We start from the raw sequence: 20224 nt of genomic DNA, 5'->3' as shown, positions 1-20224 counted from the left end.
GCGACAGGGCGCGGCCCATCGGCGGTCACTCGACACCAAGGGTCTCACGGACCGCCCGGGGCACCCCACGTGATTATCGGATCACCTAGGGTGCCCGCGCCGCCTTCCGGCGCCGTCCGTCAGGAGGACGACGGCGTGTAGTCCTGGCCCAGGACCACCGAGACGTCGGCGTTCGACCCGACCGTGCCCTTCGAGACGGCGCCGTCGGGCAGGCCCAGGGTCTTGGCGACCTCGGTGGCGTCGTCCTTGTGGGCGGCATCGGAGTAGAGCACCTTCGACGCCGCCTGGGCGGCGCTCGCGGTGCCGCCCTCCAGGAAGCTGAAGCCACCGTTGAGGAGGACCACGCGGGCCTTCTCGGTGTTGTCCTTGACGCCGGTGGCGTTCTGCACGGAGACCCGGACGGCGGAGCCCTGGTCGGGGCTCTTCGCGGTGCCGCCGAGGATGTCCTTGACGACGCTGGCGCTGGTCTCGGCGCTGAGCGTGCCGTCGGACTGCACGGGCAGCAGGGCCGTCTTGTGGTCGCCGCCCTTGGCGAGGTCGGCGAGCTCGGCGAGGAAGGCGCCGAGGTTCTTGTCCGACAGCGGCGGCTCGATGATCTGGCCGAGCGTCTGCACGGTGACGGTCGCGGCCTGGGCGTCGGACGACATCTTGCGCAGCACGCCCTGCAAGACCTGGCCGAACCGCTCCAGCTGGGCGTTCTGGGCCTCGCCCGAGGCGCGGTAGGTGGCGTAGGCGACGGCCGCCTTGCCGCTGAGGGTCTGGCTCTTGCCCTCGCGGACGAGGGGGGCGGTGCCCTTCTTCTTGCCCGGGTCCGGGACGTCGGTGTCGGTGTCGATGTCGATGTTGCCGACGAGTTCGACGAGGTTCTGCAGGTAGGGGGTGTCCAGCCGCCAGGTGCCCTCGATGTTCGTGCCGAGGACGGTGTCGAGCTGGTCGCGGGTGCCGCTGGAGCCGTCGTCGTCGACCGACTTGGCGAGGGTGGTCACGCTGCCGGCGTCGTCGGTCAGGGTGAGGGAGTTGGGCAGCAGGACGGTGGTGCCCTGCTGGGTGGTGGTGTTGTCGACGAGCAGCGCCGTGGAGGTGCCGCCCTTCGCGGTGTTGTGCAGATGGACGACGATGACATCGCGCTTCTGGTCGGCGACGGCCGTCGAGGGGCCGGACTTGGTGTCCGACGAGGACAGGCCGGGCAGTTTTCCGGCGTACCAGAGGTAGCCGACGCCGCCGGCCGCGACCAGGGCGAGGACCACGACCAGGGCGATGACGCGGCTGCGGGCGCGGCGGCGGGCCTCTTCGCGGCGTTCGGTGCGGTTCTCGGTGAACTTCAGCCAGTCGATGACGTCCCCGGAGTCGCCGTCCGGCTCCTCCACGAAGGCGAACTGCTCGGTGTGGTAGTCCCGTTCGGGGCCGGCCGGGGGGTCGTCCGGTACCTCGGCCGGGCCGGGCTGCTGCGGGATGTGGGCGGTCTGCCCGGCGGCCCGGGGCTGCTGGGCGCCCGCCGCCGGCTGCCCGTAGGGGTCGTAGGCGGCCGTGCCGCCCGCGGGCGTGCCGGTGCCGTACGGGTCGTAGGCGGGGTCGTAGGGCGGCGCCTGGGGCTGACGGCCGGTGTCGTAGGAGGGCGCCGGTGGCTGGCGGCCGGTGTCATAGGAGTCGTACGGCTGCGCGGGCTGCTGCTGCCCGGTCGCGTACGGGTCGTACCCGTAGCCCTGCTGCGCGTACGGGTCGTACGCCTGCTGGGGGGTCTGCTGTGCCGGGATCTGGCGGTACACGGGCTGCCCGTACTCGTCGTAGCCGACGAGTTCGTACTGGTCGCCCCCGTACCCCGGGTCGTATCGGTCGTTCACCGGTGCCCCTCTCGGCTCACTCGCCGCGGTACAGCTCGCGCTTGTCGATGTAGCGCACGACTCCGTCCGGCACCATGTACCAGATGGGATCGCCCTTGGCGACTCTCGCACGGCAGTCTGTGGAGGAGATGGCCAGCGCGGGAACCTCGACGAGCGAGACACCGCCCTCCGGGAGTCCCGCGTCGGTCAGATGGTGGCCGGGGCGAGTGACCCCGATGAAGTGTGCGAGGGAGAACAGTTCCTCGGTGTCGCGCCAGGTCAGCAGCTGGGCGAGGGCGTCGGCGCCGGTGATGAAGAAGAGGTCCGTGTCCGGGTTGAGCGCGCGCAGGTCACGCAGGGTGTCCACGGTGTAGGTGGGCCCGCCGCGGTCGATGTCGATGCGGCTCACCGAGAACTGCGGGTTCTCGGCGGTCGCGATGACCGTCATCAGATAGCGGTCCTCCGCCGGGGAGACCTTGCGGTGGGACTTCTGCCAGGGCTGGCCGGTGGGCACGAACACCACCTCGTCGAGGTGGAACTGCGCGGCGACCTCGCTGGCCGCCACGAGGTGCCCGTGGTGGATCGGGTCGAACGTTCCGCCCATGACGCCGAGGCGGCGCTTGCCCGTGTGCGCGGGGCCACCGCCCGGACTGTGCTGCGGGGTCCTCACCGTGCCGTTCGCCGCGTCGTCCGCCGGACCGGTAGGCATGTCCTGCTCTCCCATGCGTGCAGACCCTACCGGCCCGGTCCACGGGCCCCGCCTGTCAGACCCCCGGATACGGCCCCCGGGGCGGGCCCTCGGGTTCAGCGGTCGCGGTTGAAGCGGGTGGTGATCCACAGCAGGAGCAGCAGGATGAGCAGTGCGCTGCCGCCGGTCACGAGCGGGCTGAGGCTGTCGTGGTTGCCGCCGTGCTCCTCGCCCTCGGCGGCAAGGGTGGCCAACTGGGCAGCGGTGCTGTGGAAGCTCATCTTCGGCAGAACCTATCCGGTGTGGGCGGGATAAAGATGTCGGCCCATGGTAAGCGGGCGCCGCGACGGCGATCACGCCGACTCCGCGGTTGGCGGCGGCCGGGCGACGGCGGGGAACCTTCGCGGGGGCTCAGTCGTCCTTCTGTTTGTACCCGCGTAGCACGAACCACGCGGTCAGCGCGCAACCCAGGACCATCACGACCAGGACGATCCGGAGCAGATTCCCCGAGCCGTGCTGCTGTGCGGCATCGGCGGCCTCGACCAGCCAGGCGGTTGCGGGGGTGTGCTCCATGATGTGTGCTCCTTCGGCTGTACTGCCCGTCCACGGTATCTCCGCCTAGGCTGGGCCCTGCCTCGGGGGCACAACGGGCACACCAACGCACATGGGGGACGACATGACCGACGACGGCCATGAGCACAGCGGACACGAGCAGGTGCCGAGCAGGCAGCGCAGGCGCTTTCCGGGGATCTCCTCGCGTGCGTACGAGCACCCCGCCGACCGTTCCGCCCTGGTGGCGCTGCGGCGGCTGAGCGGCTTCGACACCGTCTTCAAGGCGCTCAGCGGGCTGCTTCCGGAGCGGAGCCTGCGCCTGCTGTTCCTGTCCGACTCGGTGCGCGTCTCGGAGCAGCAGTTCGCCCACCTGAACGACATGCTGCGGGACGCCTGCTACATCCTGGACCTGGAGAAGGTCCCGCCGATGTACGTCACCCAGGATCCGCAGCCGAACGCGATGTGCATCGGCCTGGACGAGCCGATCATCGTCGTCACCACCGGCCTGGTCGAGCTGCTCGACGAGGAGGAGATGCGGGCGGTCGTCGGCCACGAGGTGGGGCACGCCCTGTCCGGGCACGCGGTGTACCGCACGATCCTGCTGTTCCTGACCACCCTCGCGCTCAGGGTCGCCTGGATCCCGCTGGGCAATCTCGCGATCATGGCGATCGTGACCGCGCTGCGGGAGTGGTTCCGCAAGTCGGAGCTGTCGGCGGACCGGGCGGGCCTCCTGGTGGGGCAGGATCTGCGGGCCTCGATGCGGGGCCTGATGAAGATAGCCGGCGGCAACCATCTGCACGAGATGAACGTGGACGCGTTCCTGAAGCAGGCCGAGGAGTACGAGGCGGGCGGTGACCTGCGCGACTCGGTGCTGAAGATCCTGAACGTGCTGCCTCGCTCCCACCCCTTCACCACGGTCCGCGCGGCCGAACTGAAGACGTGGGCCGAGACCCGCGACTACCAGCGGATCATGGACGGCCACTACCCGCGGCGCGACGAGGACAAGGACACCTCGGTCCGTGACTCGTTCAAGGAGTCCGCGGCCAGCTACGCCGACAATGTGAAGAGTTCCAAGGACCCGCTGATGAAGCTGGTCTCGGACATCGCGGGCGGCGCGGGAAGCCTGGGCGGCCGAGTACGGCGAGGCTTCGACGGCTTCACCAGCACACCACCCCCCAAGAACACCGACCCCGACGACTGACCCTGCCTCCGGCAACGGCCCCGGCTCCGGTCAACACGGTCAGCTCAGCGGCTCCGGGCCCCGGCCACCACCACGTCAGCTGCCCTGGGCTCGACCCGCCAGCGTCAGCAGATCCGGGCCCCGGCCGCCAGCCGCCCCGGCTCAGCCCACCACCATCAACCTCAGCGGATCCGGGCTCCAGCCACCAACATCCCAGCCGCCTCGGCTCGAACTACCACCGACAGCCTCAGCGGATCCAGCCGCCACGGCCTCAGCCTCAGCGGATCCGCGATCCGGCCGCCACGGCGAACATCGGCCCCCCTGGGCTCGATCCGCCAGCGTCAGCGGATCCGGGCCCCGGCTGCCACCCCCACCGACAGCTGAACCGGGCCTCCGGCCACCTCCGCCAGTCGCCCCGACTCCGGCCATCACCATCAGCCTCAGCGGCTCCGGGCCCCGGCCGCCACCGCGAACGTCAGCCCCCCGGGGCTCGATCCGTCAGCGTCAGCCGCCCTGGGCTCCAGCCACCACCGCCAGCCACCAGCCACCCCGGCTCAATCCACCACCGTCAGCGCCAGCGGATCCGGGCCCCAGCCACCACCGCCCCAGCCGCCCCGGCTCGAACCACCACCGACAGCCTCAGCGGATCCCGGCCCCGGCCGCCGCCACCGACGGGTGAACCGGGCCTCCGGCCACCACCAGCCACCCGGCTCCGACCACCACCCTCAGCCTCAGCGGATCCGGGCCTCGGCCACCACCGCGAACGTCAGCCACCCCAGCCGCCCCCGGCTCAATCCACCACCATCAACCTCAGCGGATCCGGGCCCCAGCCGTCACCGTCGTGTGCCCCGGGCCGGGTCCGGGCCCGCCGCAGGTGACCGGGGGGCTATGGCTTTGGTTGGGCCTCAGCGGCCAGCGTTCCGCATAGGGATGTCGTGCTGCCCGTCGCATAGGGGTCCGTGCCTGCCGGGCCGCCCGCCGTGGCGATCTGGCCGGCCAGGAGCGGGCGCAGCTGACGGGCGGAGTCCTCCGCGCAGGAGAGGGGACCCGCCTGTACCGAGGAGACGACCAGCCGCGCCTGGTGCAGGCGCAGGTCGTCCTGGTCGAAGCGGAAGGTCAGCTCGCGGCGGACGGTGAACAGGGAGACCCGCGCCTTGTCGCCGGAGCCGGTGGGCCGGACCGCATAGACGAAGGTGTGATCCGCGCTGACCTCCAGCGTGGCCGAGTCCGTCTCGACGGCCTGGAGCGAACCCTGCACCCGTATCTTCGGGTCGGCCAGCTCCACGCGGGCGGGGTCGAAGCGGACCAGCCAGCCGGTGGGCGCATGCCTGCCGTCCGCGGCGGGATGCTCGAAACTCTGGTCGAACTGGTCGAGTTGGTCGGGGTTGAGCAGCCTGCGCGCGGGCCGGATCTGGCTGCCGTCCAGCACCTCGGGGTCGAGCGAGGAGCTGACGAGGTAGTCCTTCGCCGTGGTCAGCGCGGTCAGGACCTGGCTCTCGGAGAAGTGCCCGGTGCGCCGGGAGGCGGGCAGCGGTATCCCTTCGGCGCCGACGCCGAACTGCGCCGCGGGACTGTGTTCGTACAGGTACTCGGCGTCGCTCGCCCCGGGCACCTTGCCCTGCGGGACGAGCGGTATGACGGTCATGCGCAGGGAGCCGACGGGTTCCCGGGACTGGGGGGTGCCGTAGGGGTGGCGTACGCCCATATAGATCGCAGTGCCGAAGGCGACGGCGATCAGCATGACGAGGATCAGCGCCTGCCGGGACAGCCCGCGATGCAGGGGCGGACGGCGGCGCACGGCGGGCGCATGGTCGGCCATGCGCTCCTGCGCGGAGTACTCCTGGAGCCGAGCAGCGCGGACGAACGACTCGTCGAAGACGACGGATCGGTACTCGTCCTCTCCACCACCGGGAGCGCCCTCGGGTGTCCCCTCAGGTGGGTCTCCAGGCCCGCCCATACTTTCAGAGTAGGTCTCAGGAGGCTCAGGTAAACGCCCTGCTACGCGACAAGTTCTGACGGGTTCTCACCGGAGCGCGCGCCGGTGTTCAGGGGGTGCGCGGCACCGCGGAGACGGCCGGCTGGGAGTAGTCGGCGGAGCCGGAAGGAGCTGCCGCCGTGCCCTGTTCGACCCCGGTGGAGGCGGGCGGCGGAACCTGGTCCCGGCTGCCCGAGGAGGCGCCGCGGTAGACCGCCGCGAAGGCCAGCGCGACCATGCCGACGCCCATCACGACGGCGAGCACCCAGGCGACGGGGCGGTGCCAGCGGATGTGCCTGCCGTAGCCCGTGGAGCCGTAATAGTCGTCCAGGGCGTCGGGGTCGTCCAGGTCGTCGAGATCGCGGTCATGGCCAAAACCGTGTCCGTCGGGGCCGTACCCCTCGTCGTAGCGCTCGCCTCGGGCGTGGGCGCGGCGGGCCTCCGCCTCGGAGGCCTCGGCTCTCGCCTGTGCGGCGGCCAGGAGGCGCTCGACGGCGGTCGGCTCATGCACCACGGCCGCCCGTATGAAGGCCTCGTCGAAGACCACGGAGGCGAACTCTTCGTCCGACACCCCGCGGTCGTGGTCGTCGTCGGGCTCCCAGCCGTCAGGGAACGGCGTGCCCCCCACGTCCTCCGGCACCATTCCAGAGTAGACCTGGGGGGTCAATTTGGGCAGACGGTATGGAAATTCATCCGCCTGCTGAGACGCCTCCCGCGCCGCTCCAGGTCAGCGCACGTGTCCGTCGCCGGTCACGATGTACTTGGTGCTGGTCAGCTCCGGCAGGCCCATCGGCCCACGGGCGTGCAGCTTCTGCGTGGAGATGCCGATCTCCGCGCCGAAGCCGAACTGGCCGCCGTCGGTGAAGCGGGTGGAGGCGTTCACGGCGACGGTGGTGGAATCCACCAAACGGGTGAATCGACGGGCGGCCTGCTGCGAGGTGGTGACGATCGCCTCGGTGTGGCCGGAGGTCCACAGCCGGATGTGTTCGACGGCCTTGTCGAGCGAGTCCACGACCGCGGCGGCGATGTCGTGGGAGAGGTACTCGGTCTCCCAGTCCTCCGGGGTCGCCTCGACCACGGTGGCCCTGGAACCCTTGGCGTACGCGAGGACACGCTCGTCGGCGTGGACGGTGACGCCCGCCTCGGCGAGGGCGTCCAGGGCCCGGGGCAGGAACGCGGCGGCGATGTCCTGGTGGACCAGCAGGGTCTCGGCGGCGTTGCAGACGCTGACCCGCTGGGCCTTGGAGTTGATCAGGATCCGGACGGCCATGTCGAGATCGGCCTCGGCGTCGACGTAGACGTGGCAGTTGCCGGTGCCGGTCTCGATGACCGGGACCGTGGACTCGGAGACGACCGTCCGGATGAGGGAGGCGCCGCCGCGCGGGATGAGGACGTCGACCAGGCCGCGGGCGCGCATCAGCTCGCGGACGCTCTCGCGACCCTCCCCGGGCACCAGCTGTACGGCGTCGGCGGGCAGCCCGGCCCCGCCGACGGCGTCCCGGATCACCCGGACCAGGGCGGTGTTCGACGCGTAGGCGGAGGCCGAGCCGCGCAGCAGGACCGCGTTGCCGGACTTCAGACAGAGGGCGGCGGCGTCGACGGTGACGTTCGGACGGGCCTCGTAGATGATGCCGACCACGCCGAGCGGGACACGGACCTGGCGCAGGTCGATGCCGTTGGGGAGGGTGGAGCCGCGGACGACCTCGCCGACCGGGTCGGGCAGCGCGGCGACGTGCCGGACGTCGGCGGCGATGGCGCGCACCCGCTCCGGGGTGAGGGTCAGCCGGTCGACGATCGCCTCGCTGGTGCCGGCCTCGCGGGCCTTGGCGATGTCCTCGGCATTGGCCTCGACGATCTCGCTGGTCCGGACCTCCAGGGCGTCCGCGATGGCGAGCAGCGCGTCGTCCTTCACGGCGCGCGGCAGCGGCGCGAGGTCGGCGGCGGCGGCCTGGGCGCGGTAGGCGGCCTGGGTGACCGGGGACATTGCGTCGTACGGCGAGAGCGTGGTCATGAAGGAAGCGTAGTGCGCGGTGCGGGGCCTGACGGCGGGTGTTCCACACCGCGAGACAAGGGTCAAAAGGGATGAACCCCTACCGGGGTCGCGGGGGCCGGGCCGTAGCCCTCGGCGATGCGCTGGTGGTAGGTCTCGCGGTCGATGACCTCCAGGCCGACGATCTCCCACGGGGGCAGTCCCGCGGTCTGCCGGTGCTCGCCCCACAGGCGCAGTGCCACGGCCGCCGCGTCGTGCAGGTCACGGGCCTCTTCCCAGTAGCGGATCTCGGCGTGGTCGTCGGCGTATCTGCTGGTCAGCAGGAAGGGGTGATCATGCGCGAGCTGTTCGAGGCCGCGCCGCAGCTCCTTGAGGGGGACCTCCTCACCGGCGACGCTGAGGGTGACATGCCACAGGCGGGGCAGGTCCTTCGGCTCCTCGTAGGACTCCCCGGCCGTGACACTCGTCAGAGCACCACGGGACGCCGCGGCCCCAGGGCGCACTCGTCTCACGACGGCCTCCTTCACCCAGCGCTCGGACGGATCATCGTGCCTCTGAGGCACATCCCTGAAACAAAGTTGAGCAGGCCGCACGGCTCCGCGTGGCGGTTTTACGGAACGTCCCCCACCGGTGGCGGTGTTACGCCCCGGTTTACGGATGCAGAATCACCAGATCGTCCCTGTGTACGACCTCGCGTTCGTACGCCCGGCCCAGCTCGCGCGCCAGTTCCCTGGTCGAACGTCCGAGCAGCTGGGGGATCTCCTTGGCGTCGAAGTTGACGAGGCCGCGGGCCACCGCGTGTCCCTGGGTGTCGCGCAGTTCCACCGGGTCGCCGGCGCTGAACTCGCCCTCGACGGCGGCGATCCCGGCGGGCAGCAGCGAGGTGCGGCGCTGCACGACCGCCTGCACCGCGCCGTCGTCCAGGGTCAGCGAGCCCTGCGGGGTGGAGGCGTGCTGCAGCCACAGCAGCCGGTCCGCGGAGCGTTTGCCGGTGGGGTGGAAGTAGGTGCCGGTGTCACCGCCGACCAGCGCGTCGGCGGCATGGACGGCGCTGGTGAGCACCACGGGGATGCCGGCGGCGGCCGCGATCCGGGCGGCCTCGACCTTGGTGACCATGCCGCCGGTGCCGACCCCGGCCCGGCCGGCGTTGCCGATCTCGACGCCTTCGAGGTCGACGGGGCCGCGCACCTCCGCTATCCGCGAGGTCCCGGGCCTGGCGGGGTCGCCGTCGTAGACGCCGTCCACGTCGGACAGCAGCACCAGGAGGTCGGCGTGGACGAGGTGGGCGACGAGGGCGGCGAGGCGGTCGTTGTCGCCGAAGCGGATCTCGGCGGTGGCGACGGTGTCGTTCTCGTTCACGACGGGCAGGGCGCCCATCGCGAGGAGCTTGTCGAGGGTGCGGGAGGCGTTGCGGTGGTGGGCGCGGCGGCTCATGTCGTCGGAGGTGAGCAGCACCTGGCCGACCCGGACGCCGTAGCGGGCGAAGGAGGCGGTGTAGCGGGCGACGAGCAGGCCCTGGCCGACACTGGCCGCCGCCTGCTGGCGAGCGAGGTCCCGGGGGCGGCGGCGCAGTCCCAGCGGTGCGAGGCCGGCGGCGATGGCGCCGGAGGAGACCAGGACGATCTCGCGTTCCCCGCCGCTGCGGCTGCGGGCCAGGACGTCGACGAGCGCGTCGACACGGTCGGCGTCCAGGCCGCCCGAGGCGGTGGTCAGCGAGGAGGAGCCCACCTTGACGACGATCCTGTGGGCCTCACCCACGGCCTGCCTTGCCCTTGCCACCTTGCCCTCTGTCCCCTCGATCAGGTCCGGCTGCCCTGTGCGGCAATCTACGCGAACGGGGTTCGGGGCGACGCGCCGTTCCACTCCCCGGACAGACGCAGGGTGACCGGGCGAACGCGCTTCGCACACGGCAAAAAGGTTGCCCTGGTTGCGTATAGAAATTAAAGCCCGTGCAAACTTAACTTGAACCTTGTGCCACAAACAGATCGTCGCGCCAAGCGCATACTCCTCAGATCGGGGAAGAGCCCCTACGACGTCGTGCCGCTGGAGGAGGCCCTCCACCGAGACGTCATCGCCACCAACGCCGGCAACCTGATCTTCAGTGATGCCGCGCACAAGATCCTGGAGACACCCGACACCGAGGTCGTCTCGAACGGCATCAAGGCCGATGCGGCCGCGGCGGCCCGGATCAACAAGGAGTACGACGCCTTCGTGGTGCCGTTGGCCAACGCCTTCCGGCCGTCCTTCGAGGACGGTCTGATCCGGCTGACGCGGCTCATCTCCCGGCTGAAGATCCCCGTGGTCGTGCTCGGGGTCGGCGCGCAGACCGGAGTGAGCTACGACCCGGCGCGGCTGAAGCGGATCGAGCCCGCCGTGCGGGACTTCTGCGCCGCGGTGCTGGACCGCAGCGCGTCGATCGGCGTGCGGGGCGAGTTCACCGAGCAGTACCTCAGGGACATGGGCTTCAAGGACGTCGAGGTCATAGGCTGCCCTTCGCTGTTCCTGAACGGCCGTCAACTCGACGTGCACAAGCGGGCGCCGGAGCTGACACCGGGTTCCCGGATCGCGATCAACGGTTCGCACAGCGCGGTGCAGGACGGTCTCGACGAGCTCATCGCGCGCACCCACCGGCGCTACCCGGACCTGTGCTTCGTCGGCCAGAACCTCAGCGACGCACGGCAGTTGCACTGGCGGGATGTGTCGGACCCGAACGGCAAGGTGACCGCGATGCCGACGCATCCGGACCACCCGATGTACGGGGAGGACAAGGTACGGGTCTACATAGATCCCGTCACCTGGATCGACGATCTGCGCGGGTTCGACTTCTCCTTCGGCTCCCGGATCCACGGCAACATCGCGGCGCTGCTGGCCGGGACGCCCGCGACGGTGCTGTGCGGGGACTCGCGGACGCTGGAGCTGTGCCGCTATTTCGACATCCCGCACCGGCAGCTCGACCAGGCGCTCAAGGATCCCGAGTCCGCGGACCCGGCGCGGCTGTACGAGCAGGCCGACTTCACGGGGCTGGTCGGCGGCCACGCGGAGCGGTTCGAGCGGTTCACGGCGTTCCTGGACAAGAACGGCCTCGAGAACACGTTCACGCACGGCGACGGCGGGGCCGCGTTCGAGGAGCGGATGCGGGGGCTGGCCTTCCCGCCGGGGGTGCGTCCCTGGCTGGACACGGACGCCGCTTCGCTGATCGCACGGATGGGCTGGCTGCACCGCCGGGTCGGCGAACTGACGCTGGACAACGCCCAGTTGAAGCGCGAGCTGGCACGGGCCCGGGCCGGCGCCAAGGCCACGGCCAAGGTGGCCGCCGCGGCCCCGTCGACGGCGTCGGTCTACCGCCGGGCCCGCCGCGCGGTGGGCCGCCCCCTGCGCCGCGCCCTCCAGGCGAACCGCCAGCAGACGACCTGACCACGCCCCTGTGTCCGACACCGGCCCGGCCGCCCGCAGAACCGGCGGTCGGGCCGGTGTCGTCGCACCCGCCGCGCCGACCTCGTCCCGCGGCCCCTCGGCAGCGCCCGCCGCGCCCCGCGCTGAGCCGGAGTGGGCGCCCCACCGTGCGCCCGACCCCGGCCCCACAGGTCCTGCCCGTCAGGCCGCCGCCGTGCCGAAGCCGCCCGGCGGGAGTGTGCGGCGGATCTTGCGCAGCGCTCGGCGCAGGAAGGAGTTGGCGCTCGCCTCGCGGTAGCCCTCGAAGGCCCGGGCCTCGCGGGCCTCGGCGAGGTAGAGGCTGTCGGGGAGGCCGGCCGCGCGGGAGCGGAAGTGCGGGTAGATGAGGTAGACGCGGGTGCCCCGCTTCTCCAGCACGGCGGCGGCCTGCCGCTTCGCCCGGACGAACTCCACGATGTCCGCGAGCAGGTCCGGGCGGCCGGCCGCCACCAGATGCAGCCGCAGCCGCTCGTGCACCTTGAGCCGCTGGGCGACCTCGGGGGTCCAGTACGCGTCCATCAGGGGCTTGGCCAGCTCGAACTTGTGCCGCCTGACCTCCTCGTCGTCCTTCAGGTACTTGGGGCCGAACTGCGGCAGCAGCGTCACCAGGAAGGGCCGGATCATCAGGGTGTCGCGCCGGGTGCCGGCCGGGACCATCTCGGCTATCAGGTTCATCAGGGCGCGCGCCGAGTCGAAGCGGAGCGCGTAGCCGCCGGTCTTCGTGACGTGCTTGCCGTCCTCGCGGCCCACCAGGTAGTAGCAGGTGTAGTCGGCGAGCACGGAGACGCCGTCGGCCCGCAGATACGCCTCCATGGTGAACAGCGCGTCCTCGCCGGTCCACAGGGACTCGTCGAAGCGCATCCCGTGCCGGTCCAGCAGCGCGCGCCGGAACAGCTTCTGCGCGCTCAGCGTGAACTTGATGTTGGAGGAAAAGACGTCGGTACGGCCGAGCGTCTTGCCCCACATCGACTTGGGCGGGGTGCGGTTGATGCCCTCGACCCGGCCGAGGACCACATCGGTGCCGTTCTCGTCGGCCATGGCGACCATGCGCTCCAGGGCCTCGGGCCCGAGCCGGTCGTCGGCGTCGAGAAAGAACACATAGCGTCCGCCCGCCTTGCCGAGACCGACATTGCGCGGGCCGCTGGGGCCGCCGGAATTCTCCTGCCGGATCACCGTGACCGGCATGGCGGCGCGGGCCGCGAACTCCTCCAGGTACTCCCCCGTGCCGTCGGTGGAGCCGTCATCGACCGCGATGACCTCGATGCGCCCCGGGTCGATGGTCTGTGCCTCGACGGACTTCAGGCACTCGACCAGGTAAGGCATCGCTTCGTACGCCCCGATGATCACGCTCACATCAGGCTGCGTCACGACGGTCACGTTTCCCCCTCGTCAATCGAACATTTCCCCCGTATCACCTTATTCGCAACCTGTTAGACGAGTAGCGGGGTGTGTCGGTTGCCTGGCGGTACGCAATGAGTGGCGCACGTCACATAACGAACGGACGGGCGGGGGTGGTAATGGGTGACACCGAACAGTACGCACGGCTGGTAAGAATTACTCAGTACGGACGAGAAACGACGGTAAGAAGTCGTCATAAGAAAATCCGAAGCGGTCTGAAAACGATTCGGAAGCGATCTGAAAGCCATACGGAAAAGCCGGGGCCCGGCCTTTCGGAGAGTGATCTCCGAAAGGCCGGGCCCCGGCTTCGGTACGGGGTGTCAGCCCGCCGTCACGCCGTCCGTCTCACCGGCGGACGACAGCCGCTGTCCGGGCAGCAGATCCGCCAGGGCGTTCTCCCCCGCGCCGCCGGCCATGGCCCGGTTCACCTGGCCGAGGTTGCGGGTCTCGGCCTTGCGGCCGAGGTCCGCCACCGCGGTGTTGAACTGGTCGATGGAGGTCGGCTCGTCCGGGCCGAGCAGATACCGCTTCAGCTCCCCGCGGTCGTCGGCCAGCGGATCGGCCGCCGGGTCGCGCACGGCGGCCAGCAGACCGCCCAGCTCCTGGGCGCTGTTGGACAGGATCACCGCGGCGCGCACGGCCGTGTTCTGCCGCTTGAACTCCTCCACGCCGAGCTCGGCGGAGTCCGTGACCGCGTACGGCTTGCCGCTCGCGATGAAGTCGGAGACCACGCTGGAGATGTCGGAGACCATCGCGTCGGAGACGTTGAAGCAGTCGTACAGGCGCGGCTCGGCGCCCGCGATGACCCGGTGCTCGTACGCCGGGAAGGAACGCCAGTAGGCGGCGTTCCACTCGGTGCGCAGCCGGGCGGTCTCCTCGTGCCTGGTGACGTCGACGACGCCGTCCCGGGACGCCTCGGCCTCGTCGCCCTTCTCGCCGCCGGCACCGGACAGCTCGGCGAGCCGGGCCTCGATGCGGGCCAGCTCGGCCTTGGCCTGCGTCTGCGCGGCCGGGTCGGCGGGGAACCGGGAGTCGGCGGCGCGCTGCGCGGCGGCCTTCTCGACCAGGGCGGTGATCCGCTCGTGGGCGGCCTTGGCCTGAGCGCTGCGGGTGCCGGTGAAGGGGTGCGGCTTGTAGAGGACGCGGACGGGCGGGTCGGCCTGCACCAGCCGGCGCACGATGTTCTCGCCGGCGAGAAGGATCGAGGTGTTGCCCGGGTTGTCGTCCCAGCCCTCCCAGGTGGGCGCGTACAGCACGGTCGGCATCCGGTCCTCGGGCACACCCTGCCAGTTCCTGATGGGCGCCAACTGCGGGCGGCCGACCTCGACGATGTCGTCGTCGCGCACACCCACGTCGGCGATGGCGTACCGGTCACGGCCCGCGCGGCCCGCGGTCCACACCTCGTCGTACACCTTGCTGAACGGGTTGACGCTGGCGAGCTTGTCGCTGTCGCCGTGGCCGATGAAGACGTGCTTCATGGTCGGCACCCGCAGCAGGTGGATGTTCTTGCCGACGTTCGCCGCGTACAGCGCGACGCGCACCGTGGACAGGTCCATGTTCATCAGATGCACACCGCCGGGCACGCAGATGACGGGGACCGTGGTCGGGGCCAGGTTCTGCAGGATGACCCGCTCGCGCAGCAGGACCAGCGGCCGGGTCGACAGCTGCTCCATGGTCTCCAGCCACATGTTGACCTGGTACGCGGAGTCCTTGGAGCCGGAGAAGTAGAGCACCGTCTCCGGCTTGTAGGCGGTCAGCCAGTCGTCGACGGCCTCCAGCACCCGCTCGGCGGTCGGCGGGATCTTGCGGCCGCGCACATAGGGCATGAGCGCGAGGACGTACAGCAGGCCGAGGAGCACCGTGCTGCCGATGCCGGCGTAGCCGTACGCGGACCTGTCCAGCGCGGCGCCGACCAGGATGCCGACGACCGCGAACAGGTCGAGGTGGAGCATCTTCTCGGCGGAGCGGTGCAGCAGGCCCTGCGGCGGGGCGTCCGGGATGCGGATGCGGGACTTCAGGTCGACGTTGCGGGTGGCGACCGGCATACGGCGGCGGTTGCGGATCAGGGTGACCAGCGCGCCGTGCGGGGCCTGCAGGGCGAAGAAGGCGATGAAGCAGGCGATCGCGCCGTAGTAGATCAGTTCGTCCGCCAGGGACAGCCGGGCCAGCAGCAGGACCAGGAGCAGCTGCCGGATCAGAAAGCGGATCGACAGCCCTGCGCGCACCTTGCCGAGGCGGTTGATCAGGTAACTGCCCTTGCGGTGCAGGTAGTGGTCCGCGAGGTAGGTCACTGCGGCCGCGGCCGCGAAGGCGTACACACTCGGGACGAGCGCGGCCACCATGAGGCAGGGGAAGCCCAGCATCATGAGGACCGCCGCGGCCAGCTCGGCCGCGCTGCCCACCCGGGCGACGCGAATGGCGGTGGATATCACGGAGCACCTTTTGCTGACAAAACGGCCGGAATAAGACCTGGCGGGCGATCTGGGAGTCTTACGGATTCAGGCCCCTGTGAACGCTCCGCTAACGCGCAGCCACAGAGGCCTGAATGACAGATGGCTATTTCCCGTCGATTATGCCACGCCGTCCTGGCGGTCCAGGACGCCGGCCAATGCCTGTTCGAAGCCGGACGCCCTGCTCGCGCCCGCCGTCGGATCCTGCTGGCGGACGTCGATGACGTGCCCGGTCAGCTCGGACAGCAGCACGTCGAGCGAGGTGCGGGCCACGGCCTCGGAGGAGAGCAGGCTGCCCGCGGGCTCCTGGCCGAAGGCCTTGGTCCGCATCGGGGTGGCGGTGCGCTCGGGGTTGATGCAGTTGACGCGGATGCCGTCGCCGGCCCACTCGTCGGACAGCGCCTGGGTGAGGTTCACCATGGCCGCCTTGGTGGAGGAGTACAGGCTGTACTCGGCCCGGCCGCGGGTGTAGCTGCTGGAGGTGTAGAGCAGCAGCTGGCCCTGGCTCTCGGCCAGGTACTTGTACGCGGAGCGGGCGATCTGCACCGGGGCCAGGTAGTTGACCTTCAGCGCCTCCTCGATGGTGGCGTTGTCGGTCTCGGCGAGCTTGCCGATGCGCAGCACGCCCGCGGTGTTGACGACGTGGTCGATCCGGCCGGTCTCCGCGTACGCCTTGGACAGCGCGTCGTCGACCTCCTCCGGGTTCTCCACGTGGGTGCCGGTGGTGGAGCGGCCGAGGGCGTAGACGTGCGCGCCGTAGGACTCGGCGAGTTCGGCGATGTCCTTGCCGATGCCGTACGAGCCGCCGAAGATCACGACGGTCCGGCCGGTGAGCAGCTCGCGGTAGGCGTCCTCGCCGTTCTGCTCGGGCGCGGTGGTGGAGGCGAGCTGGAAGAGCTTGTCGGCGATGAACACGTCGACCGGCTGCGTCACCTTCATGTTGTACTCGTCACCCGCCACGACGTGGATCGGCACGTCGGGCAGGTACTTGAGCACGACCGAGCAGTCGTCGGTGGCCTGGAAGTTGGGGTCGCCCGCGGCCACCTCGTAGGCGCGGCGGATCGTGGACAGCCTGAAGGCCTGCGGGGTCTGGCCGCGGCGCAGCCGGGAGCGGTCCGGGATCTCGGTGATGAACTCGCCGTCCCCGCCGTGGGTGCGCGTGACGATGATGGTGTCCGCGGACGGGATGGCGACGTCGACGGCCTGGTAGCGCTCCAGGGCGGTCACGCAGTCGTCGATGACGCGCTGGGACAGCAGGGGGCGTACGGCGTCGTGGAACAGGACGTTGAGGTCCTCGCCCTCGGCCAGGTTCTCGCCGAGGGCGGCGATGGCCCGCTCGGTGGTCTCGTTGCGGGTGGAGCCGCCCTCGATGATCTTCTTGACCTTGGTGAACCCGGCCTTGGCGACGATCTTCTCGATGTCCGGCACATAGCCCGGCGCCATCAGCACGATGATGTCGTCGATCGAGTCGGCGTTCTCGAAGGTGGTCAGGGTGTGCTCGATGACTGCCTTGCCAGCGATCTTCAGCAGCTGCTTGGGGATCGACAGACCCACGCGCTGACCGGTACCGCCGGCCAGGATCACTGCGGTGGTACGGGGCTTGGCTATGTGCTGGGACACAGGTGACCTACCTTGGGCGTCAGGGAACCTGGAAATGGTCCCACTTCGGGTAACCGCAGTGCAAGGTGAGCGTCCTTCGCTGCATATGTGCACGCAACCTGCCATTCACCTTCAGGGCCTGGCGATGGGCGATGCCCTGCGGACGCGGCCCGGGGAATTGCTGTGAGTAACTCCACAGGGCCTGGATCTTGCGGAACGTGACGTGCCGTCGGCTCAGCGCCGCCGCAGCCGCTTCAGGCACCGGTGGCCGAGCACCCGGACCAGCTCCTTCGACGATGTCTGGTGCACGGTGCGCGCCTTGGCCTGCGCGGTGTGCCGCACGGGTGCCGCGGCGGCCGCGGCAAGCGCCCCGTACAGCGCGCGAGCCGCGACCTCGGGGGCGATCCTGGCCTCCCCCGGGACCTCGCCCGACGGCTCAGGCACGGCGGACAGCAGCGCCGGATCACCGAGGACGCGCACGCCCGACGCGCCGATCCGCGCCATCATCTCGGCGCCGATCCCGGCGGCGGCCTCGACCGCCCACCGGGGCGTGACGATCTTCACGTCGTGCGGCGTGGGACTGCACGTGTTCTTCATATGCATGACCGCGCCGTTACGGACCAGCCGGGAATACAGCTCGTCCGGCAGCTCATTGCCACGGAATTCCACATTAAGATTCCGCAGCATTTCGGTCTCGGCCAGGGTGAGCGAACGATTCGCCGTGTCCGGCACCGGCTGGAGAAGGTTTCCGGGCAGCCCGAGCAGCGCCTCGAAGGTGCGCATCAGCCCGTCCCGGTCCCGGTCGTCGACCACCACGACGGTGATCCGGTCCGGTCCTGTCACCCGGGCCCAGCGCTCGATCAGCCGGTCGTGCCGGTGACGGCGCCAGAAGCTCGGATTGGGCTTCTCGTACGGCGGCTTACGGAGCATGTGCTCCAGCCAGTCCGGGTAGCCCATGCGCAGCCCGTTCTGCACGTACTGCTGCCACTGCGAGGGCATGATCCTGGCCAGCGGGCGCAGCGTGACCAGGACATGCACCCGATCACCGCCCAGTTGCTCCACGATCCGCCCGATGGCCGCCTCGTCCGCGGCGTCGGCGAAGAACTCGCTGCTCACCACCGAGGTGTGCCGGCCGGCCGCCGCCACCTGCTCCACCAGCCGGGTCCAGTGCCGCTCGGTGGGCACGGTGTCGCCCATCATCCCGGGCCGGGCGCAGGCGGCGAGCGCGGCCTCCATGGGGTGCCGGCTGCCGGCCGGGAACACGACGCCGTGCTCCGGCAGCTTGTCCTTCGCGGCGAACAGCGCGCCCTGGACGGCGGTGGTCCCGGTCTTGTGCGGGCCTATGTGCAGCAGGCGGGTGCCGGCCGGCAGCGGGGCGGGCGCGCCGGTGCGTCCGTCGCCCGCGGGGGTCCCGTTCACCGGGATGTCGTCTCTCGTACAGTCCGTCTCCATGGTCAACGGATGGTAAGAGACGTGCCTGAGACTTACCTGAGAACGCCCTGGGACAGGGGTGAGTCCCCGGGCGCTCCCCGCGAACGCACCGTCATATGACAGCGCACGGCAGGTGGGTCAGGCCGTGTGTACGCCCGGTACGTCCGCCTCCACCCGCAGTGCGGCCAGCGTGCGCGCGCTCGCCCGCGGCGCGACCACGGTGTCCACGGCCCGCACCCGCGCGTCGATGCCGCCGCGGCCGATGTCGAAGAGGTGGTAGCCGCGGTGGGCGTCGATCAGCTTCCAGTGCGGGTTGTCCGCCTTCAGCGGGTCCCACTGGGCGTGGAAGGCGGCCTGGTCCTGGTCGCCGTTGCTGGAGACGGAGGTGCCGACGAACTCGGCGCCGACCACGGCCGAGTCCGGGTCGGTGAAGTCCGCCTTCAGGTCGCTGATCATCGTCAGATGCCGGTCGCCGCTGAGCACCACCGGATTGCGGACGGACCTGAACTCCTGGAGCAGGGCGTTGCGTTCGGCCTGGTAGCCGTCCCAGGCGTCGTAGTACCAGAGCTTGCCGTCGCCGGGGAGCAGATCGGTCTCGGCCATCATGATCTGCGAGGCGATCAGGTTCCAGCGGGCCGGGGAGCCGTGCAGCCCGTCGAGCAGCCACCGCTTCTGGCCGGCGCCGAGCATCGTCAGCGACGGGTCCTGCGCGCCGGCCTGGGTGGTGGCTTGGTCGCTGCGGAACTGCCGGGTGTCCAGGACGTTGAGCCGGGCCAGCCGGCCGAAGTCCAGCCGCCGGTGCATCCGGATGTGCGGGCCGTTGGGGACGGCGGCCGCGCGGACCGGCATGTGCTCGTAGTACGCCTGGTAGGCCGCGGTCAGCCGGGCCACGAACGCGTCGTGCGCCTGCTTGTCGGGGTCCTGCGGCACCTCGCCGGCGAAGTCGTTGTCGACCTCGTGGTCGTCGAAGGTGACCACCCAGGGCGCGTGCGCGTGCATCGCGGCCAGGTCCGGGTCGGTGCGGTACTGGGCGTAGCGGTTGCGGTACTCGGCCAGGGTGTACGGCTCCCCCGTGCCCTCGTGACGGCGCACCGCCGTGGCCGACGGCGCCGACTCGTAGATGTAGTCGCCGACGAAGAGCACGACGTCGGGGTCCTGGGCGAGCATGTCGGCGTACGGCGTGAAGTAGCCGTGCTGCCAGTTCTGGCAGGAGGCGAGCGCCATGCGCAGCGAGCCGCCCTCGCGGTGCGGGTCGGGCGCGGTGCGGGTACGGCCGGTGGGCGAGAGCCGGCCGCCGGCCCGGAAGCGGTACCAGTAGGCGCGCTCGGGGCGCAGCCCGCGCACATCCACGTGGACGCTGTGTCCGTACGCGGGCCGGGCCCGGGCGACGCCCCGGCGCACGGTCCGCCGGAACCGCTCGTCCTCGGCGATCTCCCACTCCACCGGGACGACGGCGGCGGGCATCCCGCCGCCGTTCAGCGGGTCAGGGGCGAGCCGGGTCCACAGCACGATGCCGTCGGGCAGAGGGTCGCCGGAGGCGACGCCGAGGGCGAACACCCCGTCGGGCAGCGCTGTCTCGGCCGCCCCGGCCGTGCCGGGCTGCCACAGCGGGGCGGAGGCCGCGGCGCCGAGCACGGCGGCCCCGGCGGTCAGAAAGCGGCGGCGGTCGGGCGATAATGCTCCGGTCATGCGCTGACTCCCTTGCCACA

The 20224-nt window shown here is 70.7% G+C and carries 16 protein-coding genes; 2 read left to right on the top strand and 14 right to left on the bottom strand.

Going from position 1 to position 20224, the window contains the following annotated elements; translation table 11 throughout:
• Positions 1-119 precede the first annotated feature (119 nt).
• From CTZ28_RS09080 to CTZ28_RS46875, 4 genes are all read right to left on the bottom strand, one after another.
• Positions 120-1841, bottom strand: a complete 1722-nt coding sequence (locus tag CTZ28_RS09080) for an LCP family protein (RefSeq protein WP_121888749.1) — start codon at positions 1839-1841, stop codon at positions 120-122.
• A gap of 16 nt (positions 1842-1857) precedes the next feature.
• On the bottom strand, positions 1858-2544 hold the full coding sequence (gene nadD / locus CTZ28_RS09075; protein WP_183154312.1) for a nicotinate-nucleotide adenylyltransferase: 687 nt from the start codon (positions 2542-2544) through the stop codon (positions 1858-1860).
• 80 nt (positions 2545-2624) lie between these two features.
• Entirely contained in the window at positions 2625-2789 is a 165-nt protein-coding gene (locus CTZ28_RS46880) for a hypothetical protein (RefSeq protein WP_183154311.1), read from the bottom strand.
• A gap of 130 nt (positions 2790-2919) precedes the next feature.
• Positions 2920-3081 (bottom strand): hypothetical protein, encoded by a 162-nt coding sequence (locus tag CTZ28_RS46875; RefSeq protein ID WP_183154310.1) that lies wholly within the window; start codon positions 3079-3081, stop codon positions 2920-2922.
• 103 nt (positions 3082-3184) lie between these two features.
• Here CTZ28_RS46875 and CTZ28_RS09070 point away from each other — a divergent pair, with 103 nt between their 5' ends.
• The gene (locus CTZ28_RS09070; protein ID WP_121888748.1) at positions 3185-4261 is read left to right on the top strand and encodes a M48 family metallopeptidase; all 1077 of its coding nucleotides are present in this window, start codon (positions 3185-3187) and stop codon (positions 4259-4261) included.
• Positions 4262-5126: 865 nt separating this feature from the next.
• Here the strand turns inward: CTZ28_RS09070 and CTZ28_RS09065 are convergent.
• The 5 genes from CTZ28_RS09065 to proB all read right to left on the bottom strand — a co-directional run bounded on the left by CTZ28_RS09065 (position 5127) and on the right by proB (position 9963).
• Positions 5127-6197, bottom strand: coding sequence for an SCO2583 family membrane protein (locus tag CTZ28_RS09065; RefSeq protein ID WP_121888747.1), 1071 nt, complete (start codon positions 6195-6197; stop codon positions 5127-5129).
• Positions 6198-6285: 88 nt separating this feature from the next.
• On the bottom strand, positions 6286-6855 hold the full coding sequence (locus CTZ28_RS09060) for an SCO2584 family spore wall biosynthesis protein (protein WP_472926665.1): 570 nt from the start codon (positions 6853-6855) through the stop codon (positions 6286-6288).
• A gap of 87 nt (positions 6856-6942) precedes the next feature.
• The gene (locus tag CTZ28_RS09055; protein ID WP_121888745.1) at positions 6943-8226 is read right to left on the bottom strand and encodes a glutamate-5-semialdehyde dehydrogenase; all 1284 of its coding nucleotides are present in this window, start codon (positions 8224-8226) and stop codon (positions 6943-6945) included.
• Between the two features lie 62 nt (positions 8227-8288).
• Positions 8289-8717 (bottom strand): hypothetical protein, encoded by a 429-nt coding sequence (locus tag CTZ28_RS09050; protein ID WP_121888744.1) that lies wholly within the window; start codon positions 8715-8717, stop codon positions 8289-8291.
• A gap of 139 nt (positions 8718-8856) precedes the next feature.
• Positions 8857-9963, bottom strand: coding sequence for a glutamate 5-kinase (gene proB / locus CTZ28_RS09045; protein ID WP_121888743.1), 1107 nt, complete (start codon positions 9961-9963; stop codon positions 8857-8859).
• A 213-nt stretch (positions 9964-10176) separates the two neighbouring features.
• On the opposite strand from proB, the gene CTZ28_RS09040 reads away from it, so the two are divergent.
• A complete protein-coding gene (locus CTZ28_RS09040) occupies positions 10177-11619 on the top strand; it encodes a polysaccharide pyruvyl transferase family protein (protein ID WP_121888742.1) in 1443 nt (480 codons plus the stop codon).
• 180 nt (positions 11620-11799) lie between these two features.
• On the opposite strand, the gene CTZ28_RS09035 is transcribed toward CTZ28_RS09040, so the two are convergent.
• From CTZ28_RS09035 to CTZ28_RS09015, 5 genes are all read right to left on the bottom strand, one after another.
• Positions 11800-12960 (bottom strand): glycosyltransferase family 2 protein, encoded by a 1161-nt coding sequence (locus tag CTZ28_RS09035; RefSeq protein WP_121888879.1) that lies wholly within the window; start codon positions 12958-12960, stop codon positions 11800-11802.
• 395 nt (positions 12961-13355) lie between these two features.
• On the bottom strand, positions 13356-15467 hold the full coding sequence (locus CTZ28_RS09030) for a CDP-glycerol glycerophosphotransferase family protein (RefSeq protein ID WP_259471515.1): 2112 nt from the start codon (positions 15465-15467) through the stop codon (positions 13356-13358).
• 138 nt (positions 15468-15605) lie between these two features.
• A complete protein-coding gene (locus tag CTZ28_RS09025; protein WP_121888740.1) occupies positions 15606-17105 on the bottom strand; it encodes a bifunctional cytidylyltransferase/SDR family oxidoreductase in 1500 nt (499 codons plus the stop codon).
• 213 nt (positions 17106-17318) lie between these two features.
• A complete protein-coding gene (locus tag CTZ28_RS09020; protein ID WP_121888739.1) occupies positions 17319-18536 on the bottom strand; it encodes a hypothetical protein in 1218 nt (405 codons plus the stop codon).
• Positions 18537-18653: 117 nt separating this feature from the next.
• Positions 18654-20204: an alkaline phosphatase D family protein gene (locus CTZ28_RS09015; RefSeq protein ID WP_121888738.1), complete on the bottom strand. Its 1551-nt coding sequence runs from the start codon at positions 20202-20204 to the stop codon at positions 18654-18656.
• Positions 20205-20224 lie beyond the last annotated feature (20 nt).

The organism is Streptomyces shenzhenensis, from assembly GCF_003688995.1.
GTDB lineage: Bacteria > Actinomycetota > Actinomycetes > Streptomycetales > Streptomycetaceae > Streptomyces > Streptomyces shenzhenensis_A.
This window is presented reverse-complemented; position numbering and strand designations above follow the sequence as displayed.